The following is a 22200-nucleotide window of genomic DNA, read 5'->3' as shown; positions in this document are numbered from 1 at the left end:
CCCGGGTGCCGCCGAACCCCATCCCCAGGCGCCGCCGAACCCCATCCCCGGACGGCGCCCGACCCCCGTCCCGTGCGTCACCCGCCCCCGTCCCGGGGTACCCCGCGTCAGGCCAGCGAGCCTCCCGTCACGTCGATCCAGTCGCCCGTCACCCAGCGCGCGTCGTCGGAGGCCAGGAAGGCCACCACGTCCGCTATCTCCGGCGGCGTCCCGACCGCGCCCAGCGTCGCCATCGCCGCCGCCCCGGCCCAGGCCTCCTCGTTCCCCCGCAGCCACCCCGCGTTGATGTCCGTGTCCACGATCCCCGGCGCCACCGCGTTGACCGTGATCCCGCGAGAGCCGAGCACCTTCGACAGATAGCGGGTGAAGACGTCGAGGGCACCCTTCGACATCGCGTACGCGATGAGGTCCGGCATGGCCGCCGCCCTGCTCAGGCCGGTCGAGATGTTGATGATCCGGCCGCCGTCCCGCAGCCGCTCCGCGCCCAGCTGCGCCAGGAAGAAGGGCGCCTTCGTGTTGACCGCGAAGATCCGGTCGTACTCCTCGTCACCGATCGACGCGAACGGCTGCGACGCCCCGATCCCCGCGTTGTTCACCAGGACGTCCAGGCCGTCGGCGTGCGCGTCGAACGCCCGCCACAGCGCCGCCGCGTCCCCCGGCACCCCCAGCTCCTGGCCCAGTGCGAAGGCGGAACCGCCGGCCGCCTCGATCGCGGCGACCGTCTCCTTCGCCGCCCCCTCGTTCCTCCCGTAGTGCACCGCGACCCGCGCCCCCTCGCGGCCGAGCCGCTCGGCGATGCCCCGCCCGATGCCCCGGCTGCCGCCCGTGACCAGTGCCGTCTTCCCGGCCAGCTTTCCGTCGAGCACGCCCATGGCGACGCCCCCCTTATTTCTGTAGCGGTCGTTACGAAAAGACCGTACCCCACGATCCGTAGTGAGCGCTATAGAATTCACTCCATGGTGACGAGACAGCGCGGCCGGCCCCGCTCCTTCGACCGGCTCACGGCCCTGGAGCAGGCGACGATGGCCTTCTGGGAGCACGGCTACGAGACGACCTCCGTCTCCGACCTCACCCGTGTCATGGGCATCAGCGCCCCCAGCCTCTACGCGGCCTTCGGTGACAAGAAGACGCTGTTCGAGGAGGTCGTCGAGGCGTACGCGCTCAGCTACGGGGCCTACGGCAGCCGCGCCCTCGCCGAGGAGCCGACCGCCCGCGCCGCCCTGGGGCGCATGCTGCGCGAGGCCGCCGTCCTCTTCACGGAGCCCGGGCATCCGCACGGCTGCCTGATGATCTCCGCCGCCGTGAACTGCTCGACCCCCGAGGTCGAAGAGGCCCTGCGGACCCGGCGGAACGGCAATCTGACCGCGTTCGAGGACCTCGTCCGCCGTGACATCGAGTCGGGCGAGCTTCCGCCGGACGCCGACCCGCGCGCTCTGGCCCGCCTGACCGGCGCCGTCCTCCAGGGCATGTCCCTGCAGGCCCGCGACGGGGCGACGGCGGAGGAGCTGACAGCGGTGGCGGAGGCGGCCATGGGGGCTTGGCCGGCGGCGGTGAGGTGATGCCGGGCGGAGCCCGGCCGGCCGACCGAAGCCTGTGAGGCCCCTCGGGGCCGAGCGGTACGAGGGTGGCGGGAAGGAGGGGCACCCGCGGGCCGCGGCGCCCGGCGGGACCCTCAGCCCGCCCGGCACCGCAGCCCGGAGTTGCCCGGCCGGGGGTGTGCGGTCCCGCGGCCGTGGGAGGTCTCGGCGCAGTCAGGGCAGAGAGCGCCGGGTACCTCGTTCCATCCTCCTGTGCGGGGAGGATGGAGGCTCTGTAGTTTTCATTGTGGACTAGACCATTCTTGTCTGTCCATCCACAGGAACGCGGTCTTTCCGGGCCCATCCTCCAACACGGAGCCCCGGAGATCCAGGTTCACGGCCCCTGTAATTCCGCAGGTACGCTCGCACTGTGCCCTCCATGAACGACCTCGTCCGCCAGCACACCGCCCTGAGCGACTCCGACCTCGAGTGGCTCCATCTGCTGGTGTCGGAGTGGCAGCTGCTCTCCGACCTCTCCTTCGCCGACCTCGTGCTCTGGGTCCCGACCCTCGACGGCACGCGGTACGTCTCGGTCGCCCAGATGCGGCCCAACACCGGCCCGACCTCCTACCAGGACGACATGGTCGGCCATCTGGTCCCGCGGGGCCGCCGCCCGCTGCTCGACGCCGCCCTCGACGAGGGCCGGATCGTCCGCGAGGGCGACCCGGAGTGGCGCGAGGAGGTCCCGGTGCGGGTCGAGTCGATCCCCGTGCGCCGCGAGGGCCGGGTCCTCGGCGTCATCGCCCGCAACACCAATCTGCTGACCGTCCGCACCCCCTCCCGCCTGGAGCTCACCTACCTCCAGTCGGCCTCGGACCTCGCCCAGATGATCGCTGCCGGAACGTTCCCGTTCCCCGGCGAGCAGGTCGACATGGACTCCTCGCCGCGCGCCGGCGACGGCCTCGTGCGCCTCGACGCCGAGGGCGTCGTCCAGTACGCCTCGCCGAACGCCCTCTCCGCGTACCACCGGCTCGGCCTCGCCGCCGACCTGGTCGGCCAGCACCTCGGCCAGATCACCGCGGAACTGGCCCCCTCCCGGGGCCCGGTGGACGAGGCCCTGGTCACGCTGGCCTCCGGCTATGCGCCCCGCGAGTTCGAGGTCGAGGGCAACGGCGGGGTGATCCAGCTGCGGGCGATCCCGCTCAAGCCCAAGGGCACCAGGATCGGTTCGCTCGTCCTGCTCCGGGACGTCACCGAACTGCGCCGCCGCGAGCGGGAGTTGATCACCAAGGACGCCACCATCCGGGAGATCCACCACCGGGTGAAGAACAACCTCCAGACGGTGGCCGCCCTGCTCCGGCTGCAGGCCCGCCGGATGGACTCCGACCGCGGCCGCGAAGCCCTCAACGAGGCCGTGCGGCGCGTCGGTTCGATCGCCATCGTCCATGAGACGCTGTCCCAGAACCTGGACGAGCGGGTGGAGTTCGACGAGATCGCCGACCGCGTCATCGCGATGGTCGCCGAGATCTCCCCGGGCAAGGTCACCTGCCGGCGCAACGGCCGCTTCGGCATCCTCGACGCCGAGGTCGCCACCCCGCTCTCCATGGTCCTCACCGAGGTCCTGCAGAACGCCCTCGAACACGCCTTCGCCCAGGGGGAGCAGGGCACGGTCGAGGTCAGCGCCGTCCGCGGCGAGACCCGGGCGGACACCCGGCTCCTGATCACGGTTCAGGACGACGGCCGCGGTCTGCCCGAGGGCTTCGACCCGCAGCGGGCCGGCAACCTCGGCCTGCAGATCGTACGGACCCTGGTGGAAGGGGAGTTGGGCGGTTCCTTCGACATGCTGCCGGGCGCCGAGCGCGGCACGAAGGTGGTCCTCGACATCCCCGTACGGTCGCAGAAGTAGTCGTACGGGCAGGTGCACAGCAGCGAGCCCCGGACCGAAGGAATCGGTCCGGGGCTCGAATGCTGTGGGTTACTGCTGCGCGCTGCGGCTCGGGGGCGGTGATTGCGTACGCGGTGTACGCGCCGCGTGCCTCAGGCTGTGCAGGTGGCTCAGGCGCTGGCGTTACGCGCCCGGTTGCGAGCGGCACGGCGCTTCATCGCGCGGCGCTCGTCCTCGCTGAGGCCACCCCAGACGCCGGAGTCCTGGCCGGACTCGAGCGCCCACTGCAGGCACTGCTCCATGACGGGGCAGCGGCGGCAGACGGCCTTGGCTTCCTCGATCTGCAGCAGCGCAGGACCGGTGTTGCCGATGGGGAAGAACAGCTCGGGGTCTTCCTCACGACAAACGGCGTTGTGACGCCAGTCCATGGCTGCTACCTCTCTCAGTGTTACGTGCGAGTTGCTTGTGAATGTGAACGCTTTCACGAATCCCCCCGCAAGGGAAGGGCCGACTGCCAGGTGAACTGGTGTGGTCCGTTACTGAGGAGGGGTTCTGGCTCTCAGTGGAGGCCGGTCTTGCGGGCCGTCCCGATCGCCAAGAAGAGACTCCCAAACCCCAGGGGCGGATACAACCCCTTCCGGAAAGTTTTTTTTGATTCCTCGGTGTCGGCTAGGTCACAGCCGTACTTCGTAGGGGTGGATGCGCGCCTAAACGTTCGAGTGAAAGGACTTTGGGCCCTTCCACTCACACAATCACACGCAGTGCACGGCGAACGCCTGTGAACGTCACGCTCGTGCGCAGTCCGAGGTGGTCTCCGTCCATCTGCAGGGGGAGGGGGACCTTCGAATGCAAGGTGAAGTCGGTCAGGTCGTGCAGAGTTACGGCATGCTTGCCGCGCGGACCCCGTTCCGGGGTCGAGGTGAGCAGCTGGGTGGCATAACGGGCCACCGCCGGGGTGGAGAGCCGGCGCAGTCCGAGGACGTCGAGCGCGGTCTCGAAGGACGCCTCCGGGGACGCGTACACCGGGCGATTGCCCAGGTAGGTCCAGGGGGAGGTGTTGCAGATTATGGAGAGGACCAGGTCCTCGACCGGCTCCGAGCCGGGGCGCTCCAGGGTGATCGTGCCGTGCCGGCGGTTCGGCTCCTCCAGGAACTGGCGCACCACCTGGCGCAGATAGAGGGCGTGCGTCGATCTCTTGCCGCGCTCGCGCTGCTGTTCGACCCGGCCGATGACGCTCGCGTCGAAACCGAGCCCGGCACAGAAGGTGAACCAACGTTCGGGTACGGATTCGTCCTCGGTGCCCGGCGTCCCGGACGCGAGCCCGAGGCTCACCGTCCGTGTCCGCCGCTCACGCAGCGCGTCGAGCAGGGCGCCGGTCGCCTCCACGGCGTCGTTCGGCAGTCCGAGGGCGCGGGCGAAGACGTTGGTCGATCCGCCGGGGACGACCGCGAGGCTCGGCAGCCGGTCCGGATCGGGCCCCTCGTGCAGCAGTCCGTTGACGACCTCGTTCACCGTGCCGTCCCCGCCGAGGGCCACGACCAGGTCGATGTTCCCTGCCTCGGCGGCCCGCCGGCCCAGGTCGCGCGCGTGCCCGCGGTACTCGGTGGTGACCGCCTCCAGCTTCATCTCGCTGGCCAGTGCGTGGATGAGCACGTCACGGGTGCGGGCACTGGTGGTGGTGGCTGCCGGGTTGACCACGAGAAGTGCGCGCATGAGCGCCAGCGTACCTACCCGGCGGTACCGGGCCCAGTCCAGCCCAGTTCCCGGACACTTCCACCGGAACCCCTGGCCGGGGTCCCGGACACTTCCACCGGAACCCCTGGCCGGGGTCCCGGACACTTCCACCGGAACCCCCGGCCGGGGGTTCGGACCCGGCTCTCCGGCCGCCCCCGTTACGCTGCCTTCCATGAGCAGTACGGAGCAGACCCCCCGCCCCGCCCGCCTGGCCGCCGCCGCGGGCGTGGCCCTCGTCGAGGCCCTCGGGCTCCTCGCCGGAGGCGTCTACATGCTGGTGCGGGCCCTCCTCGACGGGGGCTCCGGCGGCGGGGACCTCACCAGCGGGGTGACCGGCGGTGCGACCGTGATCGCGCTCGGCCTGATCCCGCTCGCCGCCGCCCGCGGCCTGTGGCGGCTGCGCTCCTGGAGCCGCGGCCCGGCCGTGATCACCCAGATCCTCGCCCTGCCGGTCGCCTGGCAGATGCTCCAGACCGAGGGCGTGATCCCGTACGGGATCGCCGTCGCCGCCCTCGCCGTGACCGGGCTCGTCCTCCTGGTGAACCCGGCCACGACCGAGGCGCTCGGCATCCGGCGCCCCGGTCAGGAAGCCTGACGGGATCACTCCTCGACGAGGAGCTTCTCCCGCAGCTGGGCGAGCGTCCGGGCCAGCAGCCGAGAAACGTGCATCTGGGAGATGCCGACCTCCTGGGCGATCTGCGACTGGGTCATGTTCCCGAAGAAGCGGAGCAGCAGGATCCGCTTCTCCCGGGGCGGCAGGTCCTCGAGCAGCGGCTTGAGCGACTCGCGGTACTCGACCCCCTCCAGAGCCTCGTCCTCCGCGCCCAGCGTGTCCGCCACCGCCGGCGACTCGTCGTCCGTGTCCGGGACGTCCAGGGAGAGCGTCGAGTAGGCGTTGGCCGACTCCAGACCCTCCAGGACCTCCTCCTCCGAGATCCCGAGCCGCTCCGCCAGCTCGTGCACCGTCGGCGAGCGGCCGTGCTGCTGCGAGAGCTCCGCCGTCGCCGTGGTCAGCGAGAGCCGCAGCTCCTGGAGCCGGCGCGGCACCCGGACCGCCCAGCCCTTGTCACGGAAGTGGCGCTTGATCTCGCCGACGACCGTCGGCGTCGCGTACGTGGAGAACTCCACCCCGCGCTCCGGGTCGAACCGGTCGACCGACTTGATCAGGCCGATCGTCGCCACCTGCGTCAGGTCGTCCAGCGGCTCGCCGCGGTTCCGGAAGCGCCGGGCCAGGTGCTCCACCAGCGGCAGGTGCATGCGCACCAGCCGGTTGCGCAGCTCGGCCTTCTCCGGGGAGCCCTCGGGCAGCTCGCGCAGCTGGACGAAGAGGGCGCGGGCGCCGCTCCGGTCGTGCGGGTCCGGGACGGCGTGGGCGTCGGGACCCTCGTCGTCCTCCTCGGCGTCGTCGGCCTTCTCCGCCGCCTCGGCCGCCTCGGCGTCGTCGGGGGTCAGCGCCTCGGGAGCCTCGGGGGAGCCCTCGGAACTCGCGGGGGCCTCGGAGACTCCCGGTGTCTCGGGAACCTCGTGGTGCTGCTCGTGCTCGCTCATCTGGTCCGCCTGCTCCGTAGCGACCCTGTTCGGCCGCGCCTGCTGCTCAGGGATGCCGGCCGTCGCGTCCCCGCTCCTCACGCCGGGCCTGGCCCCGCGCCGCGCTGTTTGTACAGGCTGATCGAGACCGTACGGTCATCGGCCACCGACGACTCCACCTTCCCGGCGAGGGCCGACAGCACGGTCCACGCGAAGGTGTCCCGCTCGGGCGCCCTGCCGTCCGTCGTCGGGGCGGAGACCGTCACGTCGAGGGAGTCGTCGACCAGCCGGAAGACACAGCTGAGGACGGACCCCGGCACGGCCTGCTGGAGCAGGATGGCGCAGGCCTCGTCGACCGCGATCCGCAAGTCCTCGATCTCGTCGAGGGTGAAGTCCAAGCGCGCCGCGAGGCCGGCCGTGGCCGTACGCAGCACGGACAGATAGGCACCCGCAGCGGGCAGCCGGACTTCCACGAAGTCCTGGGTCCCGGGCTCGCCTGCGATCTGGGACACCCTCACCTCCAAGGTGGCACAAGCTCATTCGGGGTCCGGGGGGAGAGGCCCCCGGACCGGGCGGTACGCAGGGAGCCTGCGCGGTCCGCCGTGACGCTATCGCGATCCATCCTGCCGTGTCGCCGGGAGCCCCGGAGACCAGGTGGTCCCTCGCCCCCCGCCCCCCGGCGGCCGCGGAGAACCCGCGGAGGGGTGACGTACCCAGCGTCCGGGCGATCGAACCGTCCGTGACCGCGCCGGTCGCGGAGCGGCAGACCGGCCGTCAGACGATCGAACCGTCGACGAAGCACCAGCGCCAGGCCTCGCCCGGCTCGAAGGTCCGCATCACCGGATGCCCGGTCGCCGAGAAGTGCCCCGTCGCGTGCCGCCCCGCCGAGGAGTCGCAGCAGCCCACGTGCCCGCAGGTCAGACAGAGCCGCAGCTGGACCGGGTGCGTGCCGTCCGCCAGGCACTCGGGACAGGTGTCGGCCAGCGGCGCCGGTTCGGGGCGCGGCATTTCGGCTACGTGCGGGCACTCACTCATGATGGCCAGGTTACGTTGCGGCACGGGACGGGGTCGGGAGCATGGACGCACTGCAGCTGGTGGCACTGGTGGCGGCGAGCGCCGCCGTGGCCGGGTTCGCCCGCAGGACCCCGGTGCCCGCCCCGCTGCTCCTGGTCGCCGTCGGCCTCGCCGCCTCGTACCTCCCGGGGGTCCCCGACTACACCCTCGACCCGCACATCGTGCTGCCGCTGATCCTGCCCCCGCTCCTCTACACGGCCGCCGTCGACTCCTCGTACCTCGACCTGCGGGCCAACATCAGGCCGGTCGCGCTGCTCTCCGTCGGGTACGTCCTCTTCGCCACCGTGGCCGTGGGCTGGCTCGCGTACGTCCTCGTGCCCGACCTGCCGCTCACCGCCGCGCTCGTGCTCGGCGCCGTGATCGCGCCGCCGGACGCGGTCGCCGCCACCGCCATCGCCCGCAGGCTCGGCCTGCCGAACCGGATCACCACGATCCTCCAGGGCGAGTCCCTCGTGAACGACGCCACCGCGATCACCGCGTACAAGGTCGCCCTCGCGGCCGCCGTCGGCGAGGGCATCAGCTGGGCCGGCGGCCTGTGGGAGTTCGTCCTGGCCGCGGTCGGCGGCATCGGCGTCGGCCTGGTCCTGATGGTGCCGATCCACTGGCTCCGCACCCATCTGACCGAGGCCCTGCTGCAGAACACCCTCTCCCTGCTCATCCCGTTCATCGCGTACGCCGCCGCCGAGGAGGTCGGCGCCTCCGGGGTCCTCGCCGTCGTCGTGGTCGGCCTCTTCCTCGGGCACAAGAACTGGAAGGTCGACTTCGCCACCCGGCTCCAGGAGGAGGCCGTCTGGAAGATGGTCGCCTTCGTCCTGGAGTCCGCCGTCTTCGCCCTGATCGGCCTCCAGCTGCCGTACGTCGTCAAGGGACTCGGCCGGTACGGCATGGGGGAGGCGGCCTGGTACGCGGTCGGGGTCTTCGTCGCCGTGGTCGTCGTCCGGTTCGTCTGGGTCTACCCGGCGACCTTCCTGCCCCGCTGGATGTCCTCCGGCATCCGGGCGCGGGAGCCCGAGGTGGACTGGCGGGCGCCGCTCGTCGTCGGCTGGGCCGGCATGCGCGGCGTGGTCTCCCTGGCCATCGCCTTCTCCATCCCCGTGGTCACCGACGGGGTGGAGTTCCCGGCCCGCAACCTCGTCCTGTTCCTCACCTTCACCACCGTGATCGGCACCCTCGTGGTGCAGGGCCTCACCCTGCCGCCCCTGATCCGGCTCCTGAAGCTCCCCGGGCGCGACCGGTACGCCGAGACCCTCGCCGAGGCGCAGGCCCAGAGCGAGGCCTCGCGGGCCGCCGAGGAACGCCTCGAAGAGCTCCTCACCGACGAGCGCAACGCCCTGCCGAAGCCTCTCGCCGACCGGCTCCGCACGGTCATGGAGCGGCGCCGCAACTCCGTGTGGGAGCGCCTCGGCGCGGTCAACGAGGTCACCGGGGAGACCGCGGACGACACCTACCGGCGGCTCTCGCGCGAGATGATCGACGCCGAGCGCGCCGTCTTCGTACAGCTGCGTGACGCCCGCCGGATCGACGACGAGATGATGCGCACCCTGCTCCGCCGCCTCGACCTGGAGGAGGCGGCGGCGTACCGGGAGACGGACTAGGTGTCCTGGGGAGCTCCCGTGATCACCGCCGCGAGCCGGGTGCCCGGCGGGAAGGCGCCCTCCTCCGCGAGGGTCGTCAGGCCGTACAGCATTTTGGCGACATACAGTCGCTCGATGGCGAGTCCGTGCCGCGCCTCGAAGTCCTGTGCGAACGCCTCCAGGGCCGGGGACACGCGCGCGTAGCCACCGCAGTGGAAACGCTCGTCCAAGGCCCAGTCGCCGCGCGGTCCGCCGAAGGCCATCTCCTGCAGATCACGGACCTCCCCGCCGAGGAAGCCGCCCTTGAGGACCGGGACACCGAGGGTCCGGCCCTCGAACCCGGCCGCGAGCCCCGCCAGGGTGCCGCCCGTGCCGCAGGCGACCGCGACCGTGTCCGCCGCACCGGCGAGCTCCCGGCCCAGCTCCACGCAGCCGTGGACGGCGAGCGCGTTGCTGCCGCCCTCCGGGACCACGTACGCGCCCGCGGGGGCCCGCTCCAGGAGCGCCGCGCGCGTGGCCGGGTCGTTCTTCGCGCGGTACGTGGCCCGGTCCACGAACTCAAGCCGCATCCCGTCCGCCGCGCACCCGGCGAGCGAGGGGTTGAGCGGCCGCCCGGCCAGCTCGTCGCCCCGGACCACCCCGACCGTCGGGAAGCCGAGCAGCCGGCCGGCGGCGGCCGTCGCCCGCAGGTGGTTGGAGTAGGCGCCGCCGAAGGTGAGCACGGGCCGGCCGGCCGCCTCGCGCAGGTTGAGCGCGAGCTTGCGCCACTTGTTGCCGGGCAGGTCGGGGTGGATGAGGTCCTCGCGCTTCAGCAGCAGCGTCAGCCCGCGCCGGGCGAAGCGCTCGTCCTCCACCGGCTCCAGGGGCGAGGGGAGCCGGGGCCGCAGACGGGAGAGGTCGAACGCGTTCACCCGGCCATTCTCGCCGCTCCCCGATCAGGCCCGATCGAGGGACACCCCCGGGGGTCAGCGCAGCAGGTCCGCGATCCGCTCCCGCATCGACGCCATCGTGAACCCGCGCGGGTCCACCTTGCCCGGCTGCCACTCCAGGTGCCCGATGACCGAACGGTGCGTCCAGCCGTGCGCCCGGCAGACGGCGGCCGCCGCCTTCGCGATGGCCTCCAGCTGCACCTTCGGCCACGGGTCCTCGCCGTCGCCGAGGTTCACGCACTCGAAGCCGTAGAAGTGCCGGTTGCCGTCCGTGGTGGCCTCGTCGTCCGGCGGCAGGCGCCGCTCGGCGATGACCGCCCGGAGGACCTCGTCGTCGCCGAGCCCCGCGTGGTTGGCGCGCCCGTAGCCGACGAGGTGGACCGTGCCGTCCTTGGCGATCACGCCGTGGCAGAGCGGCCCCGGCAGGGCCTCGTAGCCGTCCCGGCAGATCCGCACGGTGTTGGCGGTGCCGCGGGTCACGGTGTGGTGGATCATCACGCCGTTCACGGGGCCCCAGGGGCCCTTGTGGTTGCGGTTGTGGGTGGACCAGTCGCCGACCTGGACGACCGCGAGGCCCTCGTCGCGCAGCACGCGGAGAAACCTGTTCGCGGACATGGGTGTGGCCATGACCGACTCCTTCCGGAGGACGGGGTGAGCTTCCGGAGTACCGGAGTCCACCACTCCGCTGCCATGCGTTCGGGCCGTGTGCGAGCCGATCCGGACAGATCGTCAGGAGACGGGTGGGGCTGCGCTGTTCGGATGGAAATCGCATGACATACCCCGAAGATCGTCGAACAGTCCCACCCGAATGTGTAATGGCGGCGACACGCTCCGTGCTGAAAGGCTTCTCGCGGCATCAGTCATACGAGAGGGAGTTCCATGTCCGTTGGTTCGGTTGACGGCGAGGTCCGCGCGGAGCAGCAGGCCCCGCAGCAGAGTCTCGGCACCGCCGCCGCGCGGAACCTCGCCACGACCACCAAGTCGGCCCCGCAGATGCAGGAGATCACCTCCCGGTGGCTCCTGCGGACGCTGCCGTGGGTCCAGGTGCAGGGTGGCACGTACCGGGTGAACCGGAGGCTCAGCTACTCCGTGGGTGACGGCCGCGTCACCTTCGTCCAGACCGGAGAGCGCGTCGCGGTGATCCCCGCCGAACTCGGCGAACTCCCGGCACTGCGCGGATACGAGGACGAGAGCGCGCTGACCGAGCTCGCGGCCCGCTGCACCCAGCGGGAGTACGCGGCGGGCGAGATCATCGCCGTGGCGGGCGCCCCCACCGACCGGGTGTACCTCCTCGCGCACGGGCGCATCGAGCAGATCGGCGAGGGGCCCTACGGGGACGAGGCCGTGCTCGGCGTCCTCGCCGACGGCGCCTACCTCGGCGAGGTCGCGCTGGTGAGCGCGGACGCCACCTGGGACTGGACCGCCCGGGCGGCCACCGCCTGTACGGTCCTGGAGCTCACCCGGGACGACGTACGGAACCTCGCGGACCGGGCCGGCTCGCTCGCCGCCCACCTCGCGGGCGTGGCCGCGACGCCCGACCGGAGCACCAACACGTACGGCGAGGCCGCCATCGACCTCTCCGCCGGCCACGTCGGCGAGGCGGTCGTCCCGCACACCTACGTCGACTACGACGCCTCGCCCCGCGAGTACGAGCTGAGCGTCGCCCAGACCGTGCTGAAGGTCCACAGCCGCGTCGCCGACCTCTACAACCAGCCGATGAACCAGACCGAGCAGCAGTTGCGGCTCACGGTCGAGGCGCTCCGCGAGCGCCAGGAGCACGAGCTCATCAACAACAAGGAGTTCGGCCTCCTCGCCAACTGCGACTACGGGCAGCGGCTCCAGCCGCACGACGGCGCCCCCAGCCCGGACGACATGGACGAGCTGCTCTCCCGCCGCCGGGGCTCCAAGATGTTCCTCGCCCACCCGCGCGCGATCGCCGCCTTCGGCCGCGAGCTCAACAAGCGCGGTCTGGTGCCCGAGACGATCGAGATCGCGGGCAACCGCATCCCGACCTGGCGCGGTGTGCCGATCTACCCGTGCAACAAGATCCCGGTCTCGGACGCCCGGACCACCTCGATCATCTGCATGCGTACCGGCGAGGCCGACCAGGGCGTCATCGGTCTGCACCAGACCGGCCTGCCCGATGAGATCGAGCCCAGCCTCTCCGTCCGCTTCATGGGCATCGACGAGCAGGCGATCATCTCCTACCTGGTCACGGCGTACTACTCGGCGGCGATCCTCGTCCCGGACGCCCTCGGCGTCCTGGAGAACGTCGAGGTCAGCCGCTGGCGCTGAGCCGTCGGCGCCCGGGGGCGGGGCCGAACCCGCCCGCCCCCGGGCCCTCCCGGCCGATCGCCGAGCGGACCGCCGCGAAGGATGCGAAGGAAATGACCGTGACCATGACCAGCGTGGACGCCGTCGCCGACGGGCAGGGGGCCGTGACGCTCCTGGACCGGACGCGTACGGCCGTCAATCCCCGACTGCACTCGACCATCGACTCCCTGCCGGCCTCCATACGCCGGGTGGCGATGTACCACTTCGGCTGGGAGCGCGCCGACGGCAGCCCGGACGCCGGGCAGCCGGGCAAGGCGATCCGGCCCGCCCTGGTCCTCGCGGCGGCCCGCGCCCTCGGCGCCGACGACGAGCGGGCCGTGAACGCCGCGGCGGCGGTGGAGCTCGCGCACAACTTCACCCTGCTCCACGACGACATCGTCGACGAGGACCCCACCCGGCGGCACCGGCCCACCGCCTGGACCGTCTTCGGTATCCCGGACGCCCTCATGGCCGGGGACGCGATGAGCGCGCTGGCCCTGCGGCTCCTCGCCGAGGACCCCCACCCCGCCTCCGCGGCGGCCGCCTCGCGCCTCGCCGCCTGCGTCATCGAGCTCTGCGCCGGCCAGCAGGCCGACTGCGCCTTCGAGCAGCGCGATCCGCGCGAGGTCTCCCTCGACGAGTGCCTGGCGATGGCCACCGCCAAGACCGGTGCCCTGCTCGGCTGTTCCTGCGCCCTCGGCGCGCTCTACGCGGGCGCGGGGGAGGAGGAGGTCGCGGCGATGGACGCCTTCGGCCGGGAGGCCGGGCTCGCCTTCCAGCTGATCGACGACCTCATCGGCATCTGGGGCGACCCGGACCGCACGGGCAAGCCGGCCGGCGCCGATCTCGTCGCCCACAAGAAGTCGCTTCCGGTGGTGGCGGCGCTCACCTCCGGCACCCGCGCGGGGGAGGAGCTGGCCGAGCTGTACGCGCTTCCGGTCCTCGACTCGGCGGCGGTACGGGCGGCGGCCGACGCCGTCGAGCGGGCCGGCGGCCGCGACTGGGCACAGGCCCAGGCGGCCGAGCGCATGGGCCGCGCCGTCGAGCACCTGGCCCAGGCGGTGCCGGACCTGGCGGCGGCGGAGGACCTGCTGGCCCTCGCGGAGTTCGTGACGCGGCGTACGCGCTGACGGCCCGGTCCTCACATGTCGGGGACGATCCGGGTCACCACGGTCTCGATCATGTCGTCCAGGTCCCGGTCGCCGAGAAGCCCGGGGACGGTGAAGTGGTCGAGGAGCAGTCCGGTGAGGGCGACGTAGAGCACCCGGACGGTGTCCGCGTCGCCCGGCATGCCGGAGTCGAGGTGGAGCCGGATGTTCAGGTCGAGGTCGGCCCGGAGCACCTCGGTGAACCGCTTCTGCAGCTCGGGGCGGCGCGCGGCCTCCAGGCGCAGCTCGAAGAGGCCGAGGTAGCAGGTGCGCTCGGCGGTCATGCGCCGGGCGAGCCAGCGCATCAGCTCGACGACCAGCGCGCGGCTGGGCGTCGGCAGCAGCGCGGTGTCGATGGCGCCGGGCTCCGGGGTGAGCCGTACGAAGATCCGGTCGGCGACCTGGGAGAGCAGCTGGTCCCGGTCGTTGAAGTAGTTGGACGAGGTGCCCGTGGGGACCCCCGCCCGGGCGTCGACCGCCCGGAAGGTCAGCCCACGGGCGCCTTCGTCCGCCAGGACCTCGATCGCGGCGTCGAGCAGTGCCGTACGGCGTTCCGGGTTTCTCGCCATGTCGGACTCCTTCTGAAAAAGTCTTGCGCAACCACTACACGTGAAGCACTATAACTGTCGTGGTTGCGAGAGCAGCCGCTTCCCCAGAGTGAAGAGGACCGGTTTGCGCAAGCTCACCTACTACATCGCCTGCACCATCGACGGCTTCATCGGCGACCCCGAGGGCGATGCCACCTCCATGTTCAAGTACTCGGAGGGGCCGTACATGGCCTGGATGGGCACCGAGTACCCGGAGACCATTCCGACGCAGGGCCGGGAGATGCTCGGCGTCGACGGCGCGAACAAGCACTTCGACACCGTCATCCAGGGGCTGGGCTCCTACCAGCTCGCCCTGGACATCGGCATCACCAGCCCGTACAACCACCTGCGCGAGTTCGTCGCCACCCGCTCGCTCGCGGAGGCACCCCACCCGAACGTCGAGCTGATCGCCGACGACCTCGTCGGCCGCGTCCGCGAGCTCAAGGCCGAGGACGGCCCCCTGGGCATCTGGCTCTGCGGCGGCTCCACCCTCGCGGGCGAGCTCATCGAGGAGATCGACGAGCTGGTCATCAAGACGTACCCGCAGGTCTACGGCACCGGCATGCCGATGTTCGGCGCCGGCTTCGAGCCCCGGGACTTCGACCTCTCCGACGTCCGCGCCTTCGAGAACGGCGTGCTCGTCCGCACGTACACCAGGAAGCGGTAGCGGGTACGTGCCCCCGGCGGCGGGAAGCGCTCGGGTGCGGGGCGACCTACCCTGGATGCATGGGTGACGAGGTGCCTCACACGACGCGGGACCCCCTGGCCGAGCGCCACTGCCCGGCCTGCGGCGAACCGCTCGCCGTACTGGCCACCCGGCACAAGGTCCTCGGGGCCTGGGTGCCGGAGTGGGAGGTGCAGCCCTGCCGCAATCCGGAGTGCCCGCTCTACGAGGGGGCGGAAGCCGCCACCCCGCACGTGACCGGCAAGAACGGCGAGATCGGGAGAAGTCCGGCCCCGGGGTGACCGGGCGCGCGGCGGAGCCGGTCATACCGCTACAGTCCGCGCATGTCATCGGAGTCGACAGAAGTCTGGACCGGTTGGTACCGGGACCGCAGCGGCGCGGAAGCGATCGTCATCACGGCCGACGGGCGGCACGTCGCCACCCGGATCAGGGGCGTCGAGTACGCGGGCGAGAGCTTCGCCGCGCTCGTCGCCGCCGAGGGGAGCGGGGCGGCCCTCACGGGCTGCGTCCTGGAGTGGGACCTGCCGCTCCCCGTCGTCGTGGACGGCACAGCCCAGCAGGCCACGCTGGCCTGCCTGCTGACGCTGGGTGAGCGCCCCGACCTCAGCCTGACGCTGCACTACGGCGGCGCCGCCTTCGAGGCGTGCGTCGCGGGGGGCGACTTCGAGGGCGCCCTTGAGCGGGTACGGCGCCAGCTGCCGCCCGGCGCGGACTTCGGCCGCAGGCTCCTCCAGGCGGCCTGAACGCACGGGTGGCGCCCCGGGGAGGGGGCGCCACCGCCGGGTCTCAGCCCTTGAACGCGGAGGCGAGACCGTAACGCCACAGCTGGTCGACGCGGGACCGCTCCTGCGCGTTCGGCTGGGCGTTCTGGCAGGACGTACCGGGGCCGCCGCCCGACATCAACTCGCTGCACGGGCCGCTGTAGTGGTCCGGGAGCCCGAGGACGTGCCCGGTCTCGTGGGCGGTGACCCGGGTCGAGTTGTACTGCTGGTTCTGCCGGTAGTCGAGGAAGATGTAGCCGCTGCCGTGGCCGTCGGTGCTGGCGTACGAGCCGCGGGAGTCGTTGCCCTCGTAGTACGCGAAGTCCGGGTTGCCGCCCTCGACGAGCCGGACGTTCACCACCGAGCTGTTCCATATCTGCGCGGAGCGGGCGATCTGGGTGCGGAAGCTCGGCGCGTTCGCCGCGCTGTAGACGACGGTGACGGCGGTCGCGCCCGGGGTCGCGGCCCGCTTCTTCGCCACCGACTTCACGACGGCGTCGAAGAAGGCCTTGTTGGCCTTGGCCTCCTCGGCCGAACCGGCGTACGCCACGGCGGCGTTGCCGGCGGCGACCGTGGTGTCCGTGCCGACCGCCGCGGCCGGGGCCGTACCGAGAGAGGCGGCGAGACCGAGGCCGAGAGCGGCGGTCAGCACGGAGGTGAGGACCTTGGGGTGAGTCATGGGGGGCTCCTCCTGTTGGGTTCGGAGAGAGTCTCGGGGGAGCCGACCCGCGAGCGGATGATGCCATCCCCCGATAACCCCAACGCATCACCGAGCTGAAATGCGTCAACTCCCTTGGAATGAAAGGCAATTGAAGGGTTGCGGGCGTCTGGTGCGACTCCGGGAGCCGCCCTACCCTCGGGGCATGGAGCTGGAGGTGAGACATCTGCGCGCGCTCTGCGCCATCGCGGACACGGGCAGCCTGCACAAGGCTGCGAGGCAACTGGGCATGAGCCAGCCCTCGTTGACCACCCAGCTGCGCCGCATCGAGAACTCCCTCGGCGCCGAGCTCTTCTCCCGCGGCCGCACCGGCTGCCGCCCCACCCCGCTCGGCCGCTCCCTGCTCAGCCGGGCCCGCCCCCTCGTCGCCGACATGGCCGCGCTCGTCACCGAGACCCGGGCCGCGGCCGCCCGCGCCGACGGCCCCGGACTCCGCGTCGGCTCCACCGCCAGCCGGGCGCTGCCGGGCTGGCTGCGCCGGCTCCGGCAGCGGCTCCCCGGCACCGACGTCGGCCTCCGGGTGGACGTCTCCGCCAACGCGCTGCTGCGCACGGTCGCCACCGGGCAGCTCGACGTGGCCTTCGTGCACGAGGTGGAGGGCTGCCCGCTGCGGGTCCCCGAGGGCCTCACGGGCCGCGTCCTCGTCGCCCGCGAACCGCAGTTCGTCTCCATGGCCCGCGACCACCCCGCCGCCGCCCGCCCCGTCGTGGACCTCGCCGACCTCGCCGCCGACCACTGGATGGTCGACCCGACCGTCGACGGCGAATGGGACGGCCTCCGCCGGGTCCTCGGCGCCGCCGGCATCGACCCGCCGCTGCTGCACGGCGACTACCACACCGCCGCCTCGCTCATCGTCCTCGGCGAGGCCGTCGCCCCCTGCCAGCCCACCTCGGTCCCGCGCGAGGACATGGCCATCCGCCCCCTGCGCGGCGACCCCCTCGGCGTCCGCCTCCTCCTCTACGCCCGCCCGGGGGCACCCCTGGACGTCCTGTACGCCGAACTCGCGGCGGCCTACCGGGAGGTGGCCCTGCGGGCGGCCCCGTACCGCGAGTGGCTCCGCCGCCAGGGCACGACGGCCACACTGTCGGTGGGACCGTGCATGATGGCCGTATGAGCGAAGACCCCGCCCAGGCAGAGGTGCGCCACGCACGCCCGGAGGACCTGCCCCGCGTCGTCGAACTGATCACCGAACACGCCGCGTACGAGAAGGCGGCACCCCCGGCGCCCGGCCTGACGGACCGCCTGGCAGGCCTCCTCTTCGGCCCCGAGCGGCCCCGCCTCCGCTGCTTCGTCGCCGCGCTCCCCGACGGCACGCTCGCGGGCTACGCCACCTGCGCCCCGGAGCTCTCCACCTGGGACGGCACGGAGTACCTCCACATGGACTGCCTCTACCTCACGGAGTCCTCCCGCGGCCACGGCCTGGGCCCCCTCCTGATGGCGGCCCTCCGCACGGAGGCCCGCACCCTCGGCCTCCCGGAACTCCAGTGGCAGACCCCCGTCTGGAACGAGAACGCGATCCGCTTCTACGACCGCCTGGGCGCCACCTCCAAGGAGAAACGCCGCTACACCCTCCCGACGGAGCCGACCTCCGCCCCCTGAACGTGTGGCCGCGGTCCCCGAGGGCGAGCGGCAGGAGACTCGCAGGGAGTGGTGGACCGGCGACGTGGCGTTTCCGCTTCTATCGTGGGACCGCCACACAGTGACGGTCGGTGCCGAGGGGGGCAGCACGTGAGGGAACCGCAGATCGACTACTCCACGGTCTTCCACGCCCTGCCCGGCATGGTGGCGCTGCTCACCCCCGAGCTGGTGTACGCCGATGCCAACGAGGACTTCCTCAGGCTGGCCGGGCGCACGCGCGAGCAACTGCTGGGCCGCTACATCTTCGACGTCTTCCCCGAGAACCCGAACGACCCGGCCGCAGCCGGCATGCGGGAGACCCGGGCATCGATGCTGCGCGTGGTGGCGACCGGCGAGCGGGACACCATGGCGCTGCTGCGTTACGACATCGAGGACGTCGAGCGGCCCGGACGCTGGGTCGAGCACTTCTGGAGCCCGGTGAACGCGCCGGTGCTGGACTCGGACGGGCACGTGGTGCTGCTCGTGCACCGGGTGGAGGAGGTGACCGAGCTCATCCGTGCCCGGGGCGGCACGGGCAGCGACAGCAGCCGGGCCCAGGTGCTGGAGGCCGAGCTCTACACCCGCTCCCGCGAACTGCAGCAGGTCAACGAGCGCCTGCGGCGGGCCCATGCGCGCGAGCGCGAGGTCGCCCTGGCCCTGCAGGCGGCGATGCTGCCGGCCCCGACGCCGGTCGGGCACCACCGGGCAGCCGTCCGCTACCGGCCCGCCGTCGGGGCCCTGAACGTGTGCGGTGACTGGTACGACCTCGTCGACCTGCCCGGGGACCGCATCGCGGTCGCCGTCGGCGACGTCGTCGGCCACGGCCTGGAAGCCGCGGGTGTCATGGGCCAGCTGCGCAGCGCGCTGAGTGCGGCCGCCCGTGTCGCCGACGGTCCGGCCCGGGCGCTGGACGCCCTCGGGCTGTACGCCCGCCATGTCCAGGGTGCGGAGTCGACCACGGTGGTGAAGACGTACATCGACTGGGACACCCACACCCTCACGTACAGCAGCGCGGGCCACCCACCACCCGCCCTGCTCCACCCCGACGGCACGGTGACGTTCCTGGACCGGGCGACCGACCCGCCGCTCGGCGCGCGCCCGGAACACGTTCCGCGGCCCGAGGCCAGTACGGCCTTCGCCGAGGGCGCCACCCTGGTCCTCTACTCGGACGGCCTGATCGAACGCCGCGACGAGGACATCGACGTCGGCCTGGCCCGCCTCGCCGACTCCCTCGTCCGGCACGGCCGGGCCGACCCGGAAGGCCTGGCCGACGCACTCCTGGCCGACCTCCTCCCGCCCACGGGCAACATCGACGACACCGCCCTGGTCATCATCCGCCTGTGAACCGTGTCGTCGACCGGCGTACCGAGATGCGACGGGCGGGGCCCGATGCTGCAATGGGACTGTGCCACGTGGGGGTGTCAGCGGGGGAAAGCCACGAGCAGCAGAGGTGACGCCTTGAGTGACGCAATCGAGGAAACGGCCGAAGTGGGCCCCATCGACTACCTGATCGTCGAGTTCCCCGGCAACCGGATGACCGGCGAGGGATTTCCTCTCCTCGTCGATCTCGTGGACCGCGGCCTCATCCGGATCCTGGACCTGACGTTCGTCAAGAAGGACGACGACGGAACCGTGAGTGGCATGGAGATCGCCGACCTCACCGGCGACGGCGTGCTCGACCTGGCCGTCTTCGAGGGAGCGTCGTCAGGGCTCCTGGGCCAGGACGACCTCGAAGAGGCGGCCACCGCGCTGGAGCCCGGCAGCTCCGCCGGCATCCTGGTCTACGAGAACCTGTGGGCCGCCCCGTTCGCCGCGGCCCTGCGCCGTGGCGGAGCCCGGCTGGTCGCCTCGGGGCGGATCCCGGTGACCGACCTCGTCGCCGCCCTCGACGACACCGAAGCCGCTCGCTAGACATTCGTTCACCAGCGCAGAAGGGACACAGCCATGCCAGGTCTCCTCCGCGGGGTCGCGCGCACCGCTGTCGTCGCCGGAACGGCGACCGCCGTGTCGAACCGCGTGTCGCGCCGTCAGCAGGGACGATGGGCGGCACAACAGGCACCCCCGCAGCAACAGGCGTACCAGGCCGAACCGCCCCCGCCCCCGCCCCCGGCCGCCCCGGACATGAGCAGCAAGATCGAGCAGCTGAAGCAGCTCGGCGAACTCAAGGACCAGGGCGTGCTCACCGAGGCCGAGTTCGAGCAACAGAAGCGCACGATCCTCGCCTCGTGACCGGCTCCCGGCGGCGGGCACCACACCAGGTGCCCGCCGCCGGAGGCGTTCGTCGGACGGCCAAGGCTGAGATCAGGCCTTCTTGGTCTCCTAGTAATGGGCCGGGTCGGTGACCTGCGGGGATCTTCCCTGTGGGGCGCTGACCTGGCCTTTTGCTGTTGGCTGGCGATGGGGTACGACGGTCCTGATCGGGTGTCCTGCGGACTGTGTGCGGACTGCTCCACGTGAGCCGGGCCCGGGGGATCGCCGAGATGAGTCCAGCGATCGTCGCAATACGCTGCTCGTCAGAACAGCACCCGTCTGGTCAGGCGCTCCCTTCCGCCGGTGAGCATGAGAGGGGTGAGCGGGCTCACTTTCGCGGCTACGTATCGGATTCGAAGGCTGTCCCGTCGTACTGGTGTGTACAGCCGTTCGCCGTCCAAGGAGCTGTGAAATGACGCCTGACCCCGACCTGTCTTCCGCGCTCGACGCGCTGCCGCAGCCTCTGCTTGCGGCGGCCCAGGCCGCGCGTCGTGAGTTCCTGGTCGCTCTGGAGCCGTTGCGGGGTGAGCTGTTCCGGTACTGCCGTCGTCTGACCGGCAGCGTGTGGGACGCCGAGGACCTGGCCCAGGAGACGCTCGCCCGGGCCCTCACGCGTGCGGCGCAGTCCCACCAGCCGGTCGAGCGTCCGATGGCGTGGCTGGTGCGGATCGCGACGAACGCCTACCTCGACCAGGTTCGCCGTCCCGCCCCGCTTCTCGTCGAGCCCTCCGAGCGTGCGGCGCCTGCCGGCGCCGATTCCGCCGAGGTGAGGGACGCGCTCGCGGAGGTGGCCACCCTGCTGGCGCCGCAGGAGCGAGCGGCTGTCGTGCTCAAGGACGTGTTCGACCTGCCGTTGAAGGAGATCGCCGCCATGCTGAGCACCACCGAGGGTGCGGTCAAGGCCGCACTGCACCGTGGCCGCGGACGGCTCGCCGACCCCGATCGGCCCACCGCGCTCACCCGGCGCACGGGCCCCGACCGGGACACCCTCGACGCCCTCGCGGCGGCGTTCACCGCCTACGACCTGGACGGGCTGACCAAGCTGTTCGTCGAGGACGCGGTCAGTGACGTCATCGGGATGGCCCACGAAGTCGGGCGGGACCAGATCGCCGCCGGCTCGCTGCACCACACCCTGCGTCTGGAGTCCTCCGTGCGGTGGCGCGCCGAGGTTCGGGAGCTGGACGGCGATCCGTTGGTCCTGATGTGGGCCGCCCCGACCGACGGCGACGGTCCCGAGGCGGTCGAGGACGTCCTCCGGGCGGAGACGTCCGACGGCGGGATCACGTGCCTGCGCTGGTACTACTTCTGCCCGGATGTCCTCGCCGAGGTCGGTGACCGGCTGGGCGTCCCGTACCGAACCCATGGCCACGGTCTGTAGACCCGGACGGCGAGGCGAGCGGGGTCCGCAGCGCGTTGCTGCTGGCCTCGGCGTCTTACGTTTGTTCGGATGGGTTTATCGCGACGAGTTCGACCTGGAAGCCGTCGTCGTTCTCCAGGTAGGCGGCGTAGTGCTGTGAGCCGCCGGCGTGAGGGTGCAGTTCGGGGAACATCAGGCGCCAGCCGTGCTGTGCGGCGTCGACGGCCAGCTTCTCTACGGCAGTGGCGTCCTCGACGTGGAACGCGAGGTGGTTCAGACCAGGGCGATGGCGGTCGTGTCGGTCGGCGGTGAGAGCGGGAGACTGTTCGAGGACGAGGTAGGTCGGCCCGAGCGCCCAGCTGCGGCCCGTGTCCCAGCTTTGGGAGATGGTGTAGCCCAGCTCCACCAGCAGCCAGCCAAGCGAGGCGAGCGCGCGGTCGAGATCGGGCAGCCAGATCTCGACATGGTGCAGCGTCCCGTGCGTCGGCCGGTTCACGCGGCCACCGCCTCGGGGCGCTCGACGA

Annotated in this window: 26 protein-coding genes; 15 read left to right on the top strand and 11 right to left on the bottom strand. The window is 71.9% G+C overall.

What is annotated here, in order from left to right; translation table 11 throughout:
- Window positions 1–107: 107 nt before the first annotated feature.
- Window positions 108–872, bottom strand: coding sequence for an SDR family oxidoreductase (locus AC07AW_RS02325; RefSeq protein WP_478813641.1), 765 nt, complete (start codon window positions 870–872; stop codon window positions 108–110).
- Window positions 873–956: 84 nt separating this feature from the next.
- Between AC07AW_RS02325 and AC07AW_RS02320 the strand changes: the two genes are divergently transcribed.
- Together AC07AW_RS02320 and AC07AW_RS02315 are read left to right on the top strand one after the other, a co-directional pair.
- On the top strand, window positions 957–1559 hold the full coding sequence (locus AC07AW_RS02320) for a TetR/AcrR family transcriptional regulator (protein WP_478813640.1): 603 nt from the start codon (window positions 957–959) through the stop codon (window positions 1557–1559).
- Window positions 1560–1956: 397 nt separating this feature from the next.
- Window positions 1957–3423 (top strand): sensor histidine kinase, encoded by a 1467-nt coding sequence (locus AC07AW_RS02315; protein WP_478813639.1) that lies wholly within the window; start codon window positions 1957–1959, stop codon window positions 3421–3423.
- 149 nt (window positions 3424–3572) lie between these two features.
- Here AC07AW_RS02315 and AC07AW_RS02310 read toward each other — a convergent pair whose 3' ends face one another.
- Together AC07AW_RS02310 and AC07AW_RS02305 are read right to left on the bottom strand one after the other, a co-directional pair.
- Window positions 3573–3830: a WhiB family transcriptional regulator gene (locus AC07AW_RS02310; protein ID WP_003953983.1), complete on the bottom strand. Its 258-nt coding sequence runs from the start codon at window positions 3828–3830 to the stop codon at window positions 3573–3575.
- Between the two features lie 316 nt (window positions 3831–4146).
- On the bottom strand, window positions 4147–5115 hold the full coding sequence (locus AC07AW_RS02305) for a diacylglycerol/lipid kinase family protein (protein ID WP_478813638.1): 969 nt from the start codon (window positions 5113–5115) through the stop codon (window positions 4147–4149).
- 193 nt (window positions 5116–5308) lie between these two features.
- On the opposite strand from AC07AW_RS02305, the gene AC07AW_RS02300 reads away from it, so the two are divergent.
- Window positions 5309–5731, top strand: a complete 423-nt coding sequence (locus AC07AW_RS02300; protein WP_478813637.1) for a hypothetical protein — start codon at window positions 5309–5311, stop codon at window positions 5729–5731.
- 5 nt (window positions 5732–5736) lie between these two features.
- Here AC07AW_RS02300 and AC07AW_RS02295 read toward each other — a convergent pair whose 3' ends face one another.
- The 3 genes from AC07AW_RS02295 to AC07AW_RS02285 form a co-directional block, all read right to left on the bottom strand.
- Window positions 5737–6765: an RNA polymerase sigma factor SigF gene (locus AC07AW_RS02295; RefSeq protein WP_478813636.1), complete on the bottom strand. Its 1029-nt coding sequence runs from the start codon at window positions 6763–6765 to the stop codon at window positions 5737–5739.
- On the bottom strand, window positions 6762–7175 hold the full coding sequence (locus AC07AW_RS02290; protein ID WP_019889334.1) for an ATP-binding protein: 414 nt from the start codon (window positions 7173–7175) through the stop codon (window positions 6762–6764). The genes AC07AW_RS02295 and AC07AW_RS02290 overlap by 4 nt, the downstream gene beginning before the upstream one ends.
- A 262-nt stretch (window positions 7176–7437) precedes the next feature.
- Window positions 7438–7698 carry a UBP-type zinc finger domain-containing protein gene (locus AC07AW_RS02285; protein ID WP_478813635.1) on the bottom strand — a complete coding sequence of 87 codons (261 nt, stop codon included), beginning with the start codon at window positions 7696–7698 and terminating at the stop codon, window positions 7438–7440.
- Window positions 7699–7739: 41 nt separating this feature from the next.
- Here AC07AW_RS02285 and AC07AW_RS02280 point away from each other — a divergent pair, with 41 nt between their 5' ends.
- Window positions 7740–9332, top strand: a complete 1593-nt coding sequence (locus AC07AW_RS02280; RefSeq protein ID WP_478813634.1) for a Na+/H+ antiporter — start codon at window positions 7740–7742, stop codon at window positions 9330–9332.
- On the opposite strand, the gene AC07AW_RS02275 is transcribed toward AC07AW_RS02280, so the two are convergent.
- On the bottom strand, window positions 9329–10222 hold the full coding sequence (locus AC07AW_RS02275; RefSeq protein ID WP_478813633.1) for a 1-aminocyclopropane-1-carboxylate deaminase/D-cysteine desulfhydrase: 894 nt from the start codon (window positions 10220–10222) through the stop codon (window positions 9329–9331). The two genes, AC07AW_RS02280 and AC07AW_RS02275, sit on opposite strands and share 4 nt — an antisense overlap.
- 54 nt (window positions 10223–10276) lie before the next feature.
- On the bottom strand, window positions 10277–10867 hold the full coding sequence (locus tag AC07AW_RS02270) for an N-acetylmuramoyl-L-alanine amidase (RefSeq protein WP_478813632.1): 591 nt from the start codon (window positions 10865–10867) through the stop codon (window positions 10277–10279).
- A gap of 252 nt (window positions 10868–11119) precedes the next feature.
- Between AC07AW_RS02270 and AC07AW_RS02265 the strand changes: the two genes are divergently transcribed.
- On the top strand, window positions 11120–12535 hold the full coding sequence (locus AC07AW_RS02265) for a family 2B encapsulin nanocompartment shell protein (protein WP_478813631.1): 1416 nt from the start codon (window positions 11120–11122) through the stop codon (window positions 12533–12535).
- 104 nt (window positions 12536–12639) lie between these two features.
- Window positions 12640–13683: a family 2 encapsulin nanocompartment cargo protein polyprenyl transferase gene (locus AC07AW_RS02260; protein ID WP_478814371.1), complete on the top strand. Its 1044-nt coding sequence runs from the start codon at window positions 12640–12642 to the stop codon at window positions 13681–13683.
- A gap of 11 nt (window positions 13684–13694) precedes the next feature.
- Here AC07AW_RS02260 and AC07AW_RS02255 read toward each other — a convergent pair whose 3' ends face one another.
- The gene (locus tag AC07AW_RS02255; RefSeq protein ID WP_478813630.1) at window positions 13695–14270 is read right to left on the bottom strand and encodes a TetR/AcrR family transcriptional regulator; all 576 of its coding nucleotides are present in this window, start codon (window positions 14268–14270) and stop codon (window positions 13695–13697) included.
- Between the two features lie 103 nt (window positions 14271–14373).
- Between AC07AW_RS02255 and AC07AW_RS02250 the strand changes: the two genes are divergently transcribed.
- The 3 genes from AC07AW_RS02250 to AC07AW_RS02240 are packed head-to-tail and all read left to right on the top strand — an operon-like array spanning window position 14374 to window position 15716.
- Window positions 14374–14955 (top strand): dihydrofolate reductase family protein, encoded by a 582-nt coding sequence (locus tag AC07AW_RS02250; protein WP_478813629.1) that lies wholly within the window; start codon window positions 14374–14376, stop codon window positions 14953–14955.
- A gap of 59 nt (window positions 14956–15014) precedes the next feature.
- Window positions 15015–15254, top strand: coding sequence for a hypothetical protein (locus tag AC07AW_RS02245; protein WP_478813628.1), 240 nt, complete (start codon window positions 15015–15017; stop codon window positions 15252–15254).
- Window positions 15255–15296: 42 nt separating this feature from the next.
- Complete coding sequence (locus tag AC07AW_RS02240; protein WP_478813627.1) at window positions 15297–15716, top strand: DUF6304 family protein; 420 nt, start codon at window positions 15297–15299, stop codon at window positions 15714–15716.
- Between the two features lie 43 nt (window positions 15717–15759).
- Here the strand turns inward: AC07AW_RS02240 and snpA are convergent, their stop codons facing one another.
- Window positions 15760–16413, bottom strand: coding sequence for a snapalysin (gene snpA, locus AC07AW_RS02235; protein ID WP_478813626.1), 654 nt, complete (start codon window positions 16411–16413; stop codon window positions 15760–15762).
- A gap of 184 nt (window positions 16414–16597) precedes the next feature.
- On the opposite strand from snpA, the gene AC07AW_RS02230 reads away from it, so the two are divergent.
- The 6 genes from AC07AW_RS02230 to AC07AW_RS02205 all read left to right on the top strand — a co-directional run bounded on the left by AC07AW_RS02230 (window position 16598) and on the right by AC07AW_RS02205 (window position 21697).
- Entirely contained in the window at window positions 16598–17566 is a 969-nt protein-coding gene (locus AC07AW_RS02230) for a LysR family transcriptional regulator (RefSeq protein WP_478813625.1), read from the top strand.
- Entirely contained in the window at window positions 17563–18051 is a 489-nt protein-coding gene (locus AC07AW_RS02225; RefSeq protein ID WP_478813624.1) for an N-acetyltransferase family protein, read from the top strand. The genes AC07AW_RS02230 and AC07AW_RS02225 overlap by 4 nt, the downstream gene beginning before the upstream one ends.
- A gap of 129 nt (window positions 18052–18180) precedes the next feature.
- Complete coding sequence (locus tag AC07AW_RS02220; RefSeq protein WP_478813623.1) at window positions 18181–19413, top strand: PP2C family protein-serine/threonine phosphatase; 1233 nt, start codon at window positions 18181–18183, stop codon at window positions 19411–19413.
- Between the two features lie 114 nt (window positions 19414–19527).
- Window positions 19528–19980, top strand: coding sequence for a DUF6325 family protein (locus AC07AW_RS02215; protein WP_478813622.1), 453 nt, complete (start codon window positions 19528–19530; stop codon window positions 19978–19980).
- Window positions 19981–20013: 33 nt separating this feature from the next.
- A complete protein-coding gene (locus AC07AW_RS02210) occupies window positions 20014–20298 on the top strand; it encodes an SHOCT domain-containing protein (RefSeq protein ID WP_478813621.1) in 285 nt (94 codons plus the stop codon).
- A gap of 433 nt (window positions 20299–20731) precedes the next feature.
- Window positions 20732–21697, top strand: coding sequence for a sigma-70 family RNA polymerase sigma factor (locus tag AC07AW_RS02205; RefSeq protein ID WP_478813620.1), 966 nt, complete (start codon window positions 20732–20734; stop codon window positions 21695–21697).
- Window positions 21698–21752: 55 nt separating this feature from the next.
- Here AC07AW_RS02205 and AC07AW_RS02200 read toward each other — a convergent pair whose 3' ends face one another.
- The gene (locus AC07AW_RS02200; protein WP_478813619.1) at window positions 21753–22172 is read right to left on the bottom strand and encodes a VOC family protein; all 420 of its coding nucleotides are present in this window, start codon (window positions 22170–22172) and stop codon (window positions 21753–21755) included.
- Between the last annotated feature and the right edge of the window lie 28 nt (window positions 22173–22200).

The organism is Streptomyces sp. NPDC044003, from assembly GCF_056435185.1.
Note: the sequence above shows the minus strand (reverse complement) of the source record. Positions and strands in the feature narration are given on the sequence as shown.